The 15,553-nt window shown below is 76.0% G+C and carries 12 protein-coding genes; 1 reads left to right on the top strand and 11 read right to left on the bottom strand.

Annotated features, from left to right (window positions below):
- Nucleotide 1: 1 nt before the first annotated feature.
- The 3 genes from AB0302_RS04775 to AB0302_RS04765 all read right to left on the bottom strand — a co-directional run bounded on the left by AB0302_RS04775 (nt 2) and on the right by AB0302_RS04765 (nt 2,659).
- Complete coding sequence (locus AB0302_RS04775; protein ID WP_319075559.1) at nt 2-907, bottom strand: DUF6707 family protein; 906 nt, start codon at nt 905-907, stop codon at nt 2-4.
- Complete coding sequence (locus AB0302_RS04770) at nt 904-1,443, bottom strand: NUDIX hydrolase family protein (RefSeq protein ID WP_248118053.1); 540 nt, start codon at nt 1,441-1,443, stop codon at nt 904-906. Before AB0302_RS04770 ends, AB0302_RS04775 begins: the two co-directional genes overlap by 4 nt.
- 85 nt (nt 1,444-1,528) lie before the next feature.
- Nucleotides 1,529-2,659: an NADH:flavin oxidoreductase/NADH oxidase gene (locus tag AB0302_RS04765; RefSeq protein WP_319075560.1), complete on the bottom strand. Its 1,131-nt coding sequence runs from the start codon at nt 2,657-2,659 to the stop codon at nt 1,529-1,531.
- Between the two features lie 66 nt (nt 2,660-2,725).
- On the opposite strand from AB0302_RS04765, the gene AB0302_RS04760 reads away from it, so the two are divergent.
- Nucleotides 2,726-3,043, top strand: a complete 318-nt coding sequence (locus AB0302_RS04760) for a hypothetical protein (RefSeq protein ID WP_319075562.1) — start codon at nt 2,726-2,728, stop codon at nt 3,041-3,043.
- A gap of 72 nt (nt 3,044-3,115) precedes the next feature.
- Here AB0302_RS04760 and AB0302_RS04755 read toward each other — a convergent pair whose 3' ends face one another.
- From AB0302_RS04755 to AB0302_RS04720, 8 genes are all read right to left on the bottom strand, one after another.
- A complete protein-coding gene (locus AB0302_RS04755; protein WP_366370689.1) occupies nt 3,116-5,278 on the bottom strand; it encodes a hypothetical protein in 2,163 nt (720 codons plus the stop codon).
- On the bottom strand, nt 5,275-5,916 hold the full coding sequence (locus tag AB0302_RS04750) for a VTT domain-containing protein (protein ID WP_366370688.1): 642 nt from the start codon (nt 5,914-5,916) through the stop codon (nt 5,275-5,277). The genes AB0302_RS04755 and AB0302_RS04750 overlap by 4 nt, the downstream gene beginning before the upstream one ends.
- The gene (locus tag AB0302_RS04745) at nt 5,913-6,965 is read right to left on the bottom strand and encodes a pseudouridine synthase (RefSeq protein WP_366370687.1); all 1,053 of its coding nucleotides are present in this window, start codon (nt 6,963-6,965) and stop codon (nt 5,913-5,915) included. Before AB0302_RS04745 ends, AB0302_RS04750 begins: the two co-directional genes overlap by 4 nt.
- 39 nt (nt 6,966-7,004) lie before the next feature.
- The gene (locus tag AB0302_RS04740) at nt 7,005-8,255 is read right to left on the bottom strand and encodes a sugar phosphate nucleotidyltransferase (RefSeq protein ID WP_366370686.1); all 1,251 of its coding nucleotides are present in this window, start codon (nt 8,253-8,255) and stop codon (nt 7,005-7,007) included.
- Between the two features lie 13 nt (nt 8,256-8,268).
- Nucleotides 8,269-9,168, bottom strand: a complete 900-nt coding sequence (locus tag AB0302_RS04735) for a DNA-formamidopyrimidine glycosylase family protein (protein ID WP_366370685.1) — start codon at nt 9,166-9,168, stop codon at nt 8,269-8,271.
- Nucleotides 9,169-9,195: 27 nt separating this feature from the next.
- A complete protein-coding gene (locus AB0302_RS04730; protein ID WP_298713594.1) occupies nt 9,196-9,765 on the bottom strand; it encodes a VOC family protein in 570 nt (189 codons plus the stop codon).
- 125 nt (nt 9,766-9,890) lie between these two features.
- Nucleotides 9,891-15,095, bottom strand: coding sequence for an ATP-dependent helicase (locus tag AB0302_RS04725; RefSeq protein ID WP_366370684.1), 5,205 nt, complete (start codon nt 15,093-15,095; stop codon nt 9,891-9,893).
- Nucleotides 15,092-15,550: a 23S rRNA (pseudouridine(1915)-N(3))-methyltransferase RlmH gene (locus AB0302_RS04720; protein WP_248118072.1), complete on the bottom strand. Its 459-nt coding sequence runs from the start codon at nt 15,548-15,550 to the stop codon at nt 15,092-15,094. Before AB0302_RS04720 ends, AB0302_RS04725 begins: the two co-directional genes overlap by 4 nt.
- Nucleotides 15,551-15,553: the final 3 nt, after the last annotated feature.

Below are 15,553 nucleotides of genomic sequence, written 5' to 3'. Positions count from 1 at the left end.
CTCAGCGTCCCGCCGCCGCCTTGGACTCCACCGTGCGGGCCAGCTCACGGAGCGTCCCGAGCTCCCGGGAGATCCGCGAGTCCAGGTCCGCGTCCGTGAGGGTCTCGGAGCCGCCGCGCGCCCGCAGGTAGAGCAGCTGGGCGAACCGGGCCTTGCGCCACTGGAACTCGGCGGCGGCGTCCCGGGCCTGCAGGGCCTTGGAGATCTCCCGCTCGTACAGCGGCGGGGCGTTGAGCTGGCGCTGGCGCACCTCGAGCACGCGGGCGGCGCGGCCGGGCTCGCTGGGCACCTCGTCGGCCTCCAGGAGGCGCTTGCCGAGGTTGGCGGCGGTGATGTGCTCGTCCTCCTCCCGCAGGATCTGCGCGGCCAGGGCGAGGGCGGCCTGGATGGACTTCCAGCGGCCCACGGCCCCGTCCCACGGCAGGTTCGTCAGCAGGCCGAGCGTGGCCAGCGTGCCCTCCACGTCCTCGTGCAGCAGGTACATGCGCGCGGCCATGTCGAAGAGGTCCTCGAGCTGGGATCCGGAGCGCAGGTTCAGCCCGTGGGAGAGGCGGGCGGCCGTGGCCACGAGCTCCGGGTCGTCCAGGTGGCGCTGGCCGACGGCCACGATCCGGGACTCGGGGGAGCCCGCGTCCACGGGGGAGAAGGCCGTGTCCGCCGCGGCCTTGCGCTCCTCGGGGCGCTCGGTGCGCACCCGGATCACGGAGCCGTGGGCGATCCTCACCTCGCGGCCGCCCTCCAGGGTGGCGATCACGAGTGCGGGCGTGCCGAAGTCGTCCCGCACCGTGCGCACGGAGGCCACGGCCGGGGCGGGCTCGCCGCGGCGGGTGAGGAAGGAGTCGCCCGGCTGGACCTCCTGGGCCTTGAGGTGACGGAGGTAGCCGCCGCTGACCGGTGCCACGCTCATCGCCCCCAGCCCACGTGGGCGAGCGCCTGGCGAAGCAGGTTCCCGCGGCCGCCGATGAACTCGGCCTGCACGTCCTCGCTCAGCGCCTCGTCCGGCGTGAGCCACGTCAGCTCCAGCGCGTCCTGGCGCGGGCTGCACTCGCCCGTCACCGGCACCACGTAGACCATCGAGACGGCGTGCTGCCGGTCGTCGGTCAGCCCCGTCTCGGACGGCGCAGGGAAGTACTCGGCCACGGTGCACGGCACGATCGACGGCGGCAGCTGTGGGAACACGAGCGGGCCCAGGTCCTTCTCGAGGTGGCGCATGAGCGCGGCGCGGATCGTCTCGCGGTACATCACGCGGCCGGAGACGATGGTGCGCTGGAAGCGGCCCTCGTCGTCGGCCACGTAGAGCAGGCCGATCTCGGAGACGTAGCCGAGCGCGTCGAGGCGCACCGGGATCGCCTCCACGTAGACCATGGGCAGCCGCCGGCGGGCCTCGTAGAGGTCCTCCTCGGACAGCCATCCCGGATTCGGGTCGGGGGTGCGCACGCTCATGGCTCTGTTCTACCGGAGTTCCGGGCTCGGGGCACGTCGGGCCGGCGCGTTCCGCCCTCGGCGAGGGGCGCGACGACGGCGCGGCTCAGTGCGCACCCGGGCCCCACGTCGCGCGGAAGTACTGCCGGGCCATGGGGGCCTGCTCCGCGCTCGCCCCCAGCTCGAGGGCCGCCTCGACCGGCCAGTTCGGGTTCGCGAGGGCCGCCCGCCCCACGCACACGGCGTCCGCCGCGCCGGAGGCGAGCACCTCCTCCACCTCCTGCGGCGTGGTCAGGGAGCCGACGGCGGACACCACCATCCGCTGCGTCCCCTCCTTCACCGCCCGCGCCAGGGGCACCTGGTAGCCCGGGCCCTTGGGGCCGTGGTACCGGTCGCCCAGGCCCGCGGAGGAGACGTCCATCCAGTGCACGCCCTCCTCCTCGAGGATCCGGGCCAGGCGCACCGTCTCCTCGATGCCCCAGCCCTCCTCCACCCAGTCGGAGCCGGAGATCCGCACGCCCAGGATCTTGTCCGCGGGCCACACCTCGCGCACGGCCGCCACGATCTCGCGCAGGAACCGCGTGCGCCCCTCGAAGTCTCCGCCGTACCCGTCCGTGCGGGTGTTGGTCAGCGGGGAGAGGAACTGGTGGATGAGGTAGCCGTGGGCGGCGTGCAGCTGCACGGCGCCGAACCCGGCCTCGTCCGCGCGACGGGCGGCGTCCGCGAAGGCGCGCACGGTGCCCGCGACGTCCTGCTCGGTCATGGCGCGCACGTTCGCCGGCATCGAGGTGGCGGGCACGCCAGAGGGGGAGAGGGTCTCCCACGCGTCGGGGCCCTCCAGGATCGGCTCGCCCGCGGGCACGCCCGGGTGCATGGGCACGGTGGAGGCCTTCGCTCCGGCGTGGCCCAGCTGGACCGCGGGCACCGCGCCCTCGGCGGCGACGTACGCGGCGATCGGCGCCCACGCGTCCCGCTGCTCGTCGTTCCACAGGCCGGTGTCCCACGCGGAGATGCGCCCCTCGGGCGTCACCGCCGTCGCCTCCGCCACCACGATCCCGAAGCCGCCCGCGGCCCGTGCCCCCAGGTGCTGGAAGTGCCAGCCGTGGGGGACGCCGTCGCGGGCCTCGCACGCGTACATGCACATGGGCGGCAGGATCAGGCGGTTGCGCACCTCGACGCCGTTGATCGTCAGCGGCTCGAGGATCGCGGGCAGGGCGGGAGAGGTCGCGTCGGTCATGGCCCCACCTTACGAGGGCCCCCGGACCCCGGAGGCCGTGCGGCGCCGCCTCGCTACCCTGGCGGCATGCCCTCCTACCGCGCCCGTCTGCAGATCGGCGACCTCCGCCCCGGCCATCGCCCCGAGGAGGTCATGGACCTCGCCGAGGCCGCCGTGCAGGCCACGCACGTGCTCGCCGCGAAGGACGTCGAGGTCGTCTCCCGGGTGCCGCGCATCGTGCTGCGCTTCACCGTCCCCGCCTCGCACCGCGCGGGGGAGGACGCCGAGGCCGCGGGCGTCGGCGCGCGGATGGCGGAGGCGGTGTCCGGCGTCGCCGTCACGGGGCGCCTGGACGTCCTGCGGCGCGACGGCGGCCGCTGGGTCCCGGTGCACGCCGCGCCGTGAGGGTGACGCGCCCTGAGCACACGGGGGACACCGCGCTGCGCCGTCGACCGGCCGCGCGACGCCGGTCGGGGCTCAGGGGGTGAGGCCCGCGTCCCGCTCCACCTGGCGCACCCACGAGCGGCGCACGGCGACGGCGAGCACGAGGGCGAGGGCCCCGAACACCGCGGTGAGGCCGACCCAGGCGCTCTGCTCGGCACCGAGCGGGGGCGGCAGCAGGCGCGGGAGGCCGAGGTTCAGCAGGGTCCAGCCCATGCCCAGCGCGACCCCCATGCGGCCGCGATCCGTCAGCGCCAGGTGCAGGCCGAGGACCAGCACGGCCAGCAGCAGGAGGGTGGCGAAGAGCTCAGTGGGGAACCACGGCAGGGCCACGCCCCACGCGTTCAGCGCCGAGCCCAGCGTGGTGGGCAGGCCCGCCAGCAGGACACCGGCGAGCAGACCGGCGGCGCCGTCGGTGACCACCCGCTCCGCGCCCGTGCGCGCGGGCCGGTCCGTGAGACGCCGGATCACGCGCACCATCAGCGCCAGGGCCACCAGCCACACCAGCACCTCGAGCCCCCACGGGACGAGCACGGCGAGCGGGAACCACGTGCTGACGGCCAGGAGCGCGCCGGCCAGGGGCCAGCCGACCTCCCGCTGCCGTGAGGAGGCCGCCTGCCCGGGGGCCCACTGGTGGAGCACGTGCACGCCCACCGCCGCCCACAGCCCCGGCCACACGAGCGGGTGCAGCGGATACAGGGAGAAGACGGTGGTGGTGAAGCCGTAGCGGCCGTCGTGTGCGGCGCGGTAGGAGCCGAAGTCCAGGGCGTCCAGCCCGGGGAGGCGGCCGAACAGGCCCAGGCCCCACACGCCGGCGAGCACGAACACCAGCCACGCGAGCGTCAGGCCGGCCTGCCGCCGGCGGTCCTTGGCCGTCGCCGCGCGGCGCGGCTCGGGCGCACCCAGGGGCGCAGTGTAGGACGGGATCAGGGGGATCGCCGCGGTCGTGGGGCCGTCGGGTGCCGGCGCAGGAGCGGCCGCCGAGCGGATGGCCTCGGCCTTCGTGCTCAGGCGGTCCCGGCGGCGCCACTCGGGCAGCGCGACGCGGGCGCGGGCGAACAGCTCCTCGTCCGTCACGTCCTCGTCCGGGTGGGCGAGGAAGGGCCGCTGGGACGCCACGGGGATGATCTCCGGGCCCTCGAGCTCGCGCGCCGCCCGGTAGAGGGCCTGCGACTCCCGGTCCTGGTGGGCGCGCAGCCGGCTCGCCTCCTCGAGGGCCTGCTGGTCGCCCAGGTGGCGCTCGCGGTCGGCGAGCAGGCGAGCCTGGCTCAGGGCGCGGTCCGCGGAGTGCCCGGCGTAGCGGCGCGCGCGCTCGATCCAGCGCCGGCGCGCCTCCTCCGCCTCCCGGCGCAGACGCTCCTCCTCCGTGCGGCGGCGGCGGCGCTCGGCCTCCTCGGCGGCCGCGGCCTCCTGGCGGGCGCGCTCGCGCTCCTCGGCCTCGCGGCGCAGGCGTTCGGCCTCCACGCGTGCCGCGTGGCGCCGGCGCTCCTCCTCCGCCAGGAGCCGGGCGTGCTCGGCCTCGGCGCGCCGGCGCTCACGCTCGGCGGCCTCCGCCTCCTCCCGGGCGCGACGCTCGGCCTGGACGCGGGCGCGCTCGGCGGCCACCTCCGCCTCGCGGCGGCGCCTCTCCTCCCGCTCCTGGCGGTGGCGGGCGGCCTCCTCGGCCTGGCGGGCCTTCTGCTCGGCGCTCGCGCGGCGCTGGCGCTCGGCCTCCCGCTGCCGGCGGGCCCGCTGCTCCCCCTTGCGGCGGCGGGCGAGCTCGGCGGCGCGGCGACGGCGCTCCTGCTCCTCGGCCTTCTCCAGCGCCAGGGCCTCGGCCGCGCGCCCGGGGTCGACCGTCGGGGCCGCCTCGGGCTCCACCGGGCGGTGGCCGAGGGTCCCCACGAGGGGCGTGGTGAAGCGGGCGAGGTCCTGGCCGCCGATCCGGTCGAGGATGGCGCGCAGGTCTCCGTGGGAGCGCTGGCCCGCCGGCGAGCCCTCCGCGCGCAGGCTGTCCATGGCGGCGTTGACGTCCGCGCGGCGGCCTTCACGAGTGGTGCGCTGGGCGGGCGTCTCCGGGCGCGTCGGCGTGCCGCGCAGGGCACGCGCGTGGCGCTTGATCTGCCGGCGGGAGATCTCCCCGGGGGCGGCGAGCGCGTGCCGCGGGCGCGAGCGAGGGCTCTCGGAGGACTCCGCGGGCTCGGGAGACGCGCCGGTCATGCTGCCCCCTTCCCGGATCGTCGGCGCCATGCCACGATCCCCGCGATGATCATCCCTGCAAGGGTACCCAACGCCACCCCCACCAGTGCCGACGCCCACCAGGGGAGCCCGGTGGTCTGACCGGACACCCACCCGAGCCCCACCATGTAGACGCTCCAGGTCAGCGAGCCGAGGCCGGAGAGCCACAGGAACACGGGCCACCGGATGCCCGCGACCCCCGCCGCGGCCATGGAGGCGGTGCGCCCGCCGGAGACGAACCGCAGCACGAACAGCCCCGCGAGGCCCGTGGCCGGCCCGGCCTTGACCAGCAGGGAGCGGATCCCGCGGTGCACCCAGCGGCCCCACGCCCAGCGGTCGAGGCGCCTGGCCAGCCCGTGCCGGAAGAGCGCGTACAGGCCGATGTCGCCCGCCCAGCAGCCGAGCCACGCGGCGAGGACGGACGCCCACAGGCTGACCCGGCCCGCCAGCGCGAGCGAGCCCGAGCCGATCACCAGGATCTCCGACGGCACCGGCGGGACGGGCGCGTCGAGGGCCACGAGCAGCGCCGTGAGCGGGTGGAACCACGCGCCGAGGCGGTCCAGGAGGTCCGCGGGTCCGGTCTCCGTGGAGGCCGCCGCCAGGGCGGTCATGGCCGTCATCGCGGACGCTCCTGGAGCTGTGCCGGGGAGGCGAAGGTGCGCGGCTCGCCCGTGACCGGGTCGGTGAAGCTCAGGGACCGAGAGAGCAGCTGGAGCGGGCGGGCGAGGTCGTCCGGCGCGGCGTCCAGCAGCTCGGGGTAGAACGGGTCGAAGGCGATGCCCAGGCCCAGCGACGCGAGGTGGATCCGCAGCTGGTGCGTCCGCCCCGTGCGCGGGGTGAGCCCGAGGTGCACCACACGCCGCCCCGCGAGCATGCCCGCCGAGCGTCCGACGCCCAGCACCTCCACGCGCGTCTCCGCGTTGGCCCCGGCGTGGGCCACGTTCGACTTCTTCGTGCGCACCGGCGCCCCGGCGGCCCGGCCCGAGGCCGCCGCCGGGATCTCCTCGACCACCGACCGCAGGATCCCCCTGTCTTTGCGGATGCGGCTGCGGATGGTCAGGGGGAACCGCGTGAGGCGGGGGTCGTCGTCGGGGCGGGCCGCGTCGTCGTCGGGGTCCGCGGGCGACTCCGGGAGCACGGCGACCGCCTCGTACCGCTTGGCCACCGCGCGCCGCTCGAAGTGCAGGTGGTAGGCGCCGCGCGTGGCGGGGTTGGCGGAGAACATGACGACGCCGGCCGTCGCCCGGTCGAGGCGGTGCAGGGGCACGAGGTCGTCGAGGCCGAGCTCGTTGCGCAGGCGGACCAGCGCGGTCTCCTGGATGAAGCGCCCGCCCGGCGTGGTGGGCAGGAAGTGGGGCTTGTGGACCACCACGAGGTGCTCGTCCGCGTGGAGGATCTCGTGGGCGACCGGCAGGGGCTGCTCGTCCGGCAGATCGCGGTAGTACCAGAGGTCCTCGTGCGCGCCGAGCGGGGTGTCCGCGGGGATGGGCGCGCCGTCCACGGCCACGACCTCGCCCGCCGCGAAGCGCCGCCGGATGCCGTCCGGGTCCACGTGGCCGAAGCGGTCCAGCACGTACTCCTGCACGCTCGCCCAGGGCCCGGAGGAGGGCAGGCGCAGTCGGGTCGCGTTGACGCCGTCGCGCAGGGGAAGGGGGGAGGTCACGGCCACGGCCCCATCATTCCAGGCCGGGTGGACGGGCCCGCGCAGTCAGCCCTTCACGGGGGAGCCGGTGCCGGTGGTCTCGTCGCCGCTCTCGGGGGAGCGGTCGCGCGGGCCCAGCACCACGACCTCGTCGGCCGGCTCAGCCTTTCCGAACACCTCGCGCGCCGGGACGTGCCCGCCGACGTCGACGATGACCGTGTCCAGCACCGCGCCGGAGGGGACCGTGGCGTCGCCGAGGAGAAGGGATCCGCGCACCGTGGCGCCGGCCTCGACCACCACGCCCGGGCCGACCACGGAGTCCACGACCTCGCCCGCGATGCGGCAGCCCGGGCCGAGCAGTGAGCCGGTGACTCGCGCGTCGGGGGCCACCCACGCCGGGGGCGACTGGCGTGCGTTGGTGAGCAACGGCCAGCCCTCGGCGGTGAGGTCCAGCCCGGTGCCGTCGAGGATCTCGCGGTGGGCCCGGAAGAACGCGTCGAGCGTGCCGATGTCCCGCCAGTAGCCCTCGAGGCGGTGCTCGCGGACCCGCCCGCGGTCCACGAACGCGGGGATGATGCTCTCCCCGTAGTCGCCGAGCGAGCCGCCGACCGGATCGCCGTCCTCGTCGGTCTCGCCGTCCTCCTTGGTGCCGGCCTCGTCCTCGTCGGCCAGGAGCTCGCCCACCACCTCGGAGAGCGCCGCGACGTCGAACACGAACACCTCCGTGGCCACGAGCGAGCCCTCGGGGTCCTCGGGCTTGTAGTCGTAGGCGGTGACGGCGCCGTCGTCGTCGGCCTGGACCACGCCGAAGCGGGAGGGGTCCTCGTCCGTCCGGGTGGTCACGACGGTGAGCTCCGCGCCCGAGGCCGCGTGCTCGGCCAGCACGGGGCGCAGGTCCAGCTGGTAGAGGTGGTCCGCGGACATCACGACGACGGTGCTCGCCCCGAACTGCTCGAGGACGGGCACCTGCTGGGCGATCGCGTGGCCGTTGCCGCGGGAGAAGCCCTCTTCGGCGCGGCCCTGCGCGGGAGGCAGGATCCGCAGGCCGTGGCGCGTGCCGTCGAGGTCCCAGGGGCGGCCGCCGGCCAGGTGCTGGTTCAGCGTGAACGGGCGGTACTGCTCCACGATCCACACGTCCTGCAGCCCCGAGTGCGCGAGGTTGGACAGCGCGACGTCGATCAGCCGGTACTGGCCCGCGAGCGGGACCATCGGCTTGGCACGGGCCTGCGTCAGCGGCATGAGACGCCCGCCGGTGCCGCCGGCGAGCACGAGCGCGACCGTGGCACCCTCCGGGTCCTGGGGAAACGGGTCAGCCATGTGACCACCGTAGTCACCACTGGCAGTTCGGGCACCACCACAGCTGCCGCTCGGCGTCCTCGGGGGAACCGTAGTCCTCCTTGCGCACGCGCCCGCCGCAGCGCAGGCACGGGAAGCGATCGTGGCCGTAGACCCAGTAGCTCGGCTGCCGGCCGCGAGGCGGTCCGTCGAGGACCTCGATCGCGAACGGCCGGGACTCGTTGCGGCGGACATGCGTCGTGGCCCGCTGTGAACCGATCACCGGCGACGCCGGCGGGACGTTGGCGCGCAGCAGGTCCCCGGCCAGCAGGACGAGTCCCGGGACGTCGTCGACCTCGCCGATCGGGCGGTGGGGGTCGATCCCGGCGAGCAGCAGCGTCTCGCAGCGGTAGATGTTGCCGATCCCGGAGACGAGGCGCTGGTCCAGCAGGGCCAGCCCCACGGGACGCCCGGGCCGCTCGGTCAGGCGGCGCACGCCCTCGGTGAGCAGTGCCGCGGCGGTGGCGGGGTCGGCCCACCCGGGGTCGAGCAGGTCGGGGCCCAGGTGACCCACCACCGTGTGCTCGCGATCCGTGCGGACGAGCTCGAGCAGGCCCAGCTGCGCGCCGATCACGCGGTGCTCGTCCGTCTCCAGCACGCACCGCACCTGCCACGCGGGCGCGCCCCAGGGCGCGTCGAGGCCGGAGTCGAGCCAGCGCCCCTCCATCTTCAGGTGGGAGATCAGCGTGAGGGGCGCGGCGCCGTCGTCCTCGGCGGGTGGCGTGAGCCGCATCAGCAGGTACTTGGCCAGCGGCCGCACCTCGGCCACCGTCCACTCCTCGAGGCGCGCGGTGGCGTGCCGGGGCACGCGCAGGTCAGCATGCCGCAGCACCCGTCCCGCGAGCAGGGGGCGCAGGCGGTGCGCGGCGCGGACGAGCGAGTCGCCCTCGGGCATGTCAGGCCACCGCCACGACGGCGGCGCTCACACCGCGTTGAGCTGCCACGTCACGCCGAAGCGGTCGGCCACCCACGCGAAGCGGCGGGAGAAGCCGTAGTCGTCCGGGGGCATGAGGTCGGCGCCGCCGCCGGAGACGAGGGCGTCGTGGATCGCGTCCACCGCCGTGGGGTCCGGCAGCTCCACGAAGAGGCTGATCGAGGGGGTGAAGGAGAAGCCGTGCGGGGTGAACGAGTCGAAGAAGCGCAGCCGCTGGCCCGCGATCTCGAGCTCGCCGTGCGAGACCTTGCCCGCCCACTCGGCGCCGCGGGGCGTCGAGTCGTCGAACAGGTCGCGGCGGACCTCGGTGACTGGCAGGTGCTCCACGAACGCGGTGAGGTAGGCGTCCATGGCGGCGCCGGCGTCGCCCTCGAACATGAGGAACGGCGTCACGGAGGGCTCGGAGGGGTGCGGCATGGACTCGCCGAGGAGCTCGGCCTCGGGGTCGGCGCCGAACGGGCCGTCCGGCTCGGACGGGGCCACGGGATCCGTGCCGGCCAGTCCGCTCGCGGGGTCGTGCGTCAGGGTGTCCTCGGCGGTGCTCGGGTTCTCGCTCATGGGCGCGAACCTACCCGGCGCCGCCCGGTGCTGTCGTGCGCCCGCCGCCCGAGCCGCCACGCCTCCCGCGTGACGCCATGATGACGCGCCGCGGCTGCGGTGGGGCCTCCCCACGACGGCCTGCCTCAGCTGCGGTACCGGATGCCCGACGGCGACGAGTAGAACCCCGCGTCGAGCATCGCCCCGGAGAGGGGCGTCCCGAGGATGGGCGCGCCGTTGACCTTCTCGAGGCTCAGCCGCTCCGTCCTCCCGGTGCGCAGCGCCCACACGAGCGCCGCCGCGGCGGCCCGCAACTCCGCGGCGTGCTCCGTGAAGCACAGCAGGGTCTTGCCGCCGCGCTCCATGTACAGCACCAGCCGGCCGCGGATCAGCACGACGACGGCGCCCGCCTTCCGGCCCGGCCGGTGCCCCGTGGGGACCACCCCGCCCGGGCCCGGCGGCACCGAGGGCCAGTCGAGGGCCGCGCCGTAGGGGTTCGCGGGATCGGTGGCCGCGAGCGCCAGCGCCGGTGGGTCCGGCTCCTCCGGCCGGGCATGGGGGTTGACGGCCGGGCGGCCGGGCGGCGGTCCGAGCGGGCTGACCCAGCCAGAGGGCGGACCGCCGATCGCGCCGGGACCGTCCGCGCCCTCGCCGTCCTCGGTGCCCTCCTCCTGCGCGCGCTGGAAGCCGCGCAGCCGGTCCACCACGGCGCCCGTGGAGAACTGGGCGCCGCCGAGGCCCTCCACGAAGTGGCCGCGGCGCACCTGGCCGGCGTCCTCCATGCGGGTGAGCAGCTGGTACTGCCCCGCGAAGCCGCCGGGCACCTCCTCGGCCACCACGGAGCCGCGCGTGATCACGCCGTAGCGGTCCAGCAGCAGCTCGGCGGTGGCGTGGGCGCGCACGGTGGGATCCTGCTCCGCGGCGGGCAGTAGGGCCCAGCGCCCCGCCGCGCGCGCCTGCTCCGCGGCGGAGAGCCCGCCCACGCCGGGGGCGATGCCCGCGCTCGCCGACCCCGCCGCGCCGTCGCCGGCTGCGAGGCCCGCGTACCGGCCGCGCCCGCGCACCCCCGCCAGCCGACTGCCCAGCCCGCGGCCCGCACCGCCCGTGCGAGCGGTCCGCGCCCGCGGGGACTTCCTCCCCGTGCGGTGGGCCGTCTTGCCGAGCGAGAGCAGTCCGCGCACGGGCGCGAAGGTGTCGTTGCCGACGCGCCCGGCCCACACAAGCCCCCACAGCGCCTCGAGGACCGCGGGGCCGCGGACCGGGTCGGCGCCCTGCTCGGCCCCGAGGGCCACCACCCGCTCCACGAGCTGCGGGAAGAACCACGCGCCGCCCGAGCCGAGCACCGCGAGGATCCGCTCGCGCAGCGCGGCGTCCGCGGGGGCGGGCCCCTGCTGGGCCTCGGGCAGGCGGAGCGTGAGGTCGACGGCGTCGGCAGGGTGGATCGCCACCCAGCCGTCGTTGCCGGCGGCCTCCGCGGTCCCGGACCACACGTACTCGCCCGTGGAGAGCAGCTCGTCGAGCATCGTGGGCGCGTAGTCCCGCACGCGCGCCGGCAGCACGAGGGACTCCCACGCGCTCGCGGGCAGGGGCATGCCGGCCAGCTGGTCCAGGGCGACGGCCACGCCGTCCACGCCCTCGAGCGACGCCGGGGACGGGTGCCCGGGGCGGGGGCGCAGGTGCTGCCAGTCGGCGAGGAACCGGCCGTAGGCGGCCTGCTCCACCGGCTCCACCTCGGCGCGCAGGGCGGCGAGGGAGCGGCGGCGGATGCGGCGCAGCACCTCGGACTCGCACCACTCGGCGTCCAGGCCCGTCGCGCCGGGCGCGCCGTCCGGGCGGAACGCGCCGGTGCTGACCCGGCGCTCGGAGGCCAGGCGCTGCAGCACCCCCAGCACGACGGCGCCGCCCAGTCCGAGCGCCGCGCCCGCCTCGGCGGCCGTGAAGGGCCCGTGGGTGCGGGCGTAGCGGCCCACGAGGTCGCCGAGGGGATCCTCGACCGGCTCGAGGAACGTGACCGGCACGCCCATGGGGATCGGCACGCCGAGGGCGTCGCGCAGGCGGGCCGCGTCCTCGACCGCCGCGTAGACCTCCCCGCCTTCGCGGCGCAGGCGGAACGCCCGGTTGGCGCGGACGAGCTCGTCCAGCATCCCGGCGACGGCGGCCTCGTGCGCGGCGGGGTCCGGCTCAGACGCGGGTGTCTCACCGGCGGCCGGCTCAGGGTCCGCCGCCCCTGCCTCGACCTCCGGCTGTGTCCGCCGCGCCGCCTCCACCACGGTGAGCGGGCCCACGAGCCGCAGCAGGTCAGCGATGCCTTCGGCCCCGCGCACGCGCCGGTCCGGGGCGAGCCGCTGCAGCTCCGCCTCGACGCCGGCGACGACGTCCGCGTCCAGGAGCTCCCGCAGCTCCTCCGTGCCGAGCAGCTCGGACAGCAGCGCCGGATCGAGGGAGAGGGCCGCCGCGCGGCGCTCGGCCAGGGGGGAGTCGCCCTCGTAGATGAACTGGGCGACGTACCCGAAGAGGATGGACTGCGCGAAGGGCGAGGGCGCCGTCGTCGTGACCTCGACCATGCGGATCGCGCGCGAGGCCACCCGCCCGGTGACGTCCATGAGCGCGGGCAGGTCGTAGACGTCCTGGAGGACCTCACGGACCGTCTCGAGGATCACGGGGAACTGCGGGAACTTGCGGGCCACGTCCAGCAGCTGGGCGGCGCGCTGGCGCTGCTGCCACAGGGGCGAGCGCTTGCCCGGGTGGCGGCGCGGGAGCAGGAGGGAGCGTGCGGCGTTCTCCCGGAAGCGGGCCGCGAACAGCGCGGAGCCGCCCACCTCGGCGGTGACGACCTCGTCGAGCTCCTCGGCCGTGAACTCGAACAGCTCGGCGCCGGGCGGCTCCGTGTCCATGAGGGGGATCCGCAGGACGATGCCGTCATCGGCGGCCATCGCGGCGCCGGAGCCGGTCTCCAGGCCGTACCGCTGGGCCAGGCGCGCGCCCACCGCGAGCGCCCACGGGGCGTGCACCGCCATGCCGAAGGGGGAGTGCAGCACCACGCGCCAGTCGCCGAGCTCGTCCGTGAACCGCTCCACCACGAGGGTCTGCTCGGTGGGCAGGGTGCCCGTGGCCTCACGCTGCGCCTTGAGGTAGGCCACCAGGTTGTCCCGCGCCCACGGGTCCAGGCCCGCGGCCTCGAGGCGGGCGGGCGCGGACTCCGGGTCCGCGTCCACCTCGCGGCGGAAGCGCCCGACGGCGGCGCCGAGCTCGGCCGGCCTCCCGGCCGCGTCGCCGCGCCAGAAGGGGAGCTTGCCGGGTTGGCCGTACGCGGGGAGCACGAGCACGCGGTCGGCGGTGATGTCCACGATCCGCCAGGACGTGGCCCCGAGCAGGATCACGTCCCCCACGCGGGACTCGTAGACCATCTCCTCGTCCAGCTCGCCGACGCGACGCCCGCCCGAGCGCGCGGAGCCGGCCGAGGACTTCGCCGCGGTCTCGCCCGTGTCGCCTCCCGCCGCGCCGTCCGGGCCGCCGCCCGCGCCGGCGTCCGTGGCGAGGAAGACGCCGAACAGGCCGCGGTCCGGGATGGTGCCGCCCGAGGTGACGGCGAGGCGCTGGGCGCCGGGGCGGCCGGAGAGCGTGCCCTCCTCGCGGTCCCACAGGATGCGCGGGCGCAGCTCGGCGAACTCGTCCGAGGGGTAGCGGCCGGCGAGCAGGTCCAGCACAGACTCGTAGGCCGAGTGCGGCAGAGCCGAGAACGGGGCGGAGCGGCGCACGAGGTCGAACCAGGCCTCGGCCTCCACGTCCTCGATCGCGACGGCGGCCACCGTCTGCTGGGCCAGGATGTCCAGCGGGTTGGCGGGGACGCGCAGGGACTCGATGCACCCGGCCACCATGCGTTCGGCGACCACGGCGGTGTCGACGAGGTCCCCGCGGTGCTTGGGGAAGAACACGCCGCGGGAGACCTCTCCCACCTGGTGGCCCGCGCGGCCCACGCGCTGCAGGCCCGAGGCCACCGACGGCGGCGACTCCACCTGGATCACCTGGTCCACCGCGCCCATGTCGATGCCGAGCTCGAGCGAGCTCGTGGCCACGACGCAGCGGATCTGCCCGGTCTTCAGCGCCTCCTCCACGATGGCGCGCTGCTCCTTGGAGACGGAGCCGTGGTGGGCGCGGGCGAAGTCGGAGACCGTCCCCGAGCCGGTGCCGGTCTGCCCGGCCACCTGGGCGGGTCCGTGGACCGGGGTGCGCGGCGTCGCGGGGGCCGCGTCCCGCTGCGCCAGCCATCCGGCGACGACGTCGCCCGCCTGGGCCGGCTCGCGGAAGCCCGGGACGGCGTCGGGCAGGTCCGCGGCGGCGGCCGCCTCCTGGCGGGCCTCCCAGATCTCGTTGAGGCGGCCCGTGAGACGTTCGGCGAGGCGGCGGGAGTTGGCGAACACCAGGGTGGAGCGGCGCTCGGACACCAGGTCCACGATCCGCTCCTCCACGTGCGGCCAGATGGAGCCGCCCATCGCCGCGCCCCCGTCGGCCCCGCCCGGGGCGCCCGCCGGAGAGGATCCCGGACCCGTGTCCTGGGCACCCGAGGGGGCGGAGAGGTCGGTCATGTCCGGGATGGGGACGCTCACCGTGAGGTCCCACTGCTTGGCCGAGGCGGGCCGCACGATGGTGACCGGCTGCACGCCGCCGAGGAAGCGGGCGACCTCGGAGGCCGGCTCCACCGTGGCGGAGAGGCCGATGCGCTGCACGGGCCTCTCGAGCAGCGCATCGAGGCGCTCGAGGGACACGGCCAGGTGGGCGCCGCGCTTCGTGCCGGCGACGGCGTGCACCTCGTCCACGATCACGGTGCGCACGCCGGCCAGGGCCGAGCGACCCTTCGAGGTGAGCATCAGGAAGAGGGACTCGGGCGTGGTGATGAGGATGTCCGGCGGGTCCTGCAGCAGACGGCGCCGCTCTGCCGCGGGGGTGTCCCCGGACCGCACGCCCACGCGCACCCGCGGCACTGCCCGGCCGAGGGTGCGTGCGGTTTGCGTGATGCCGATCAGCGGGGCACGCAGGTTGCGCTCCACGTCCACGCCGAGCGCCTTGAGCGGGGAGATGTAGAGGACGCGGGTGGCGGAGACCTCCGGGTCCGCGGGCTCGCGCACGAACGAGTCCAGCGCCCAGAGGAAGGAGGAGAGGGTCTTGCCGGAGCCCGTCGGGGCGATCACGAGGGCGTGGCGGCCCGAGGAGATCGCGTCCCACGCGCCCACCTGCGCCGGCGTCGGCCCCTCGAAGGCACCCGTGAACCACGCGCGGGTGGGCTCGCTGAAGCGGGAGAGGACGGCGGCGGCGCTCGGGGCGGGCGTCCCGGCCCCCTCGGTGCCGCTCATGCGTGGTGGTACGGCCGGCCGGCGGAGATCTCCTGCGCGCGGTAGACCTGCTCTGCCAGGATGAGGCGCACGAGCTGGTGCGGGAAGACGAGGCCGGAGAGGGACCACACGCGGTCGGACCGCGCGTGGACGCGCTGGTCCACCCCGTACGCGCCGCCGATCACGAGCGTGACGGGTGCGCCGACGTCGAACTGCGCCCGCAGGTGCCGGGCCAGGCCGGGGGAGTCGAAGCCATTGCCGCGCTCGTCCAGGAGGATCATGTGCTCGTCCCCGCCGACCTTGGCCAGGATGCGGTCCGACTCCTCGGTCCGGGCCGCGTCCTCCTGCCGCGCGGAGTGGGGGAGGAGCTGCCACGTGAGATCGTAGGGCCTCTTGAGGCGCCGCTCGTAGCGTGCGATCCCGTCCGAGACCCACGCTTCATGCTTCTTGCCGACGGCGAGCACCTTCACTGACATGGG

The organism is Micrococcus sp. NPDC078436 (genome assembly GCF_040702705.1).
In the GTDB taxonomy this organism is placed as follows: domain Bacteria; phylum Actinomycetota; class Actinomycetes; order Actinomycetales; family Micrococcaceae; genus Micrococcus.
Note: the sequence above shows the minus strand (reverse complement) of the source record. Positions and strands in the feature narration are given on the sequence as shown.

Coding starts and splice junctions, on each gene's coding strand:
- AB0302_RS04720 (WP_248118072.1), bottom strand. CDS start 15,550: ATGTCAGTGAAGGTGCTCGCCGTCGGCAAGAAGCATGAAGCGTGGGTC.
- AB0302_RS04755 (WP_366370689.1), bottom strand. CDS start 5,278: ATGACCGGCGCGTCTCCCGAGCCCGCGGAGTCCTCCGAGAGCCCTCGC.
- AB0302_RS04740 (WP_366370686.1), bottom strand. CDS start 8,255: ATGGCTGACCCGTTTCCCCAGGACCCGGAGGGTGCCACGGTCGCGCTC.
- AB0302_RS04750 (WP_366370688.1), bottom strand. CDS start 5,916: ATGACGGCCATGACCGCCCTGGCGGCGGCCTCCACGGAGACCGGACCC.
- AB0302_RS04775 (WP_319075559.1), bottom strand. CDS start 907: ATGAGCGTGGCACCGGTCAGCGGCGGCTACCTCCGTCACCTCAAGGCC.
- AB0302_RS04765 (WP_319075560.1), bottom strand. CDS start 2,659: ATGACCGACGCGACCTCTCCCGCCCTGCCCGCGATCCTCGAGCCGCTG.
- AB0302_RS04760 (WP_319075562.1), top strand. CDS start 2,726: ATGCCCTCCTACCGCGCCCGTCTGCAGATCGGCGACCTCCGCCCCGGC.
- AB0302_RS04735 (WP_366370685.1), bottom strand. CDS start 9,168: ATGCCCGAGGGCGACTCGCTCGTCCGCGCCGCGCACCGCCTGCGCCCC.
- AB0302_RS04730 (WP_298713594.1), bottom strand. CDS start 9,765: ATGAGCGAGAACCCGAGCACCGCCGAGGACACCCTGACGCACGACCCC.
- AB0302_RS04770 (WP_248118053.1), bottom strand. CDS start 1,443: ATGAGCGTGCGCACCCCCGACCCGAATCCGGGATGGCTGTCCGAGGAG.
- AB0302_RS04725 (WP_366370684.1), bottom strand. CDS start 15,095: ATGAGCGGCACCGAGGGGGCCGGGACGCCCGCCCCGAGCGCCGCCGCC.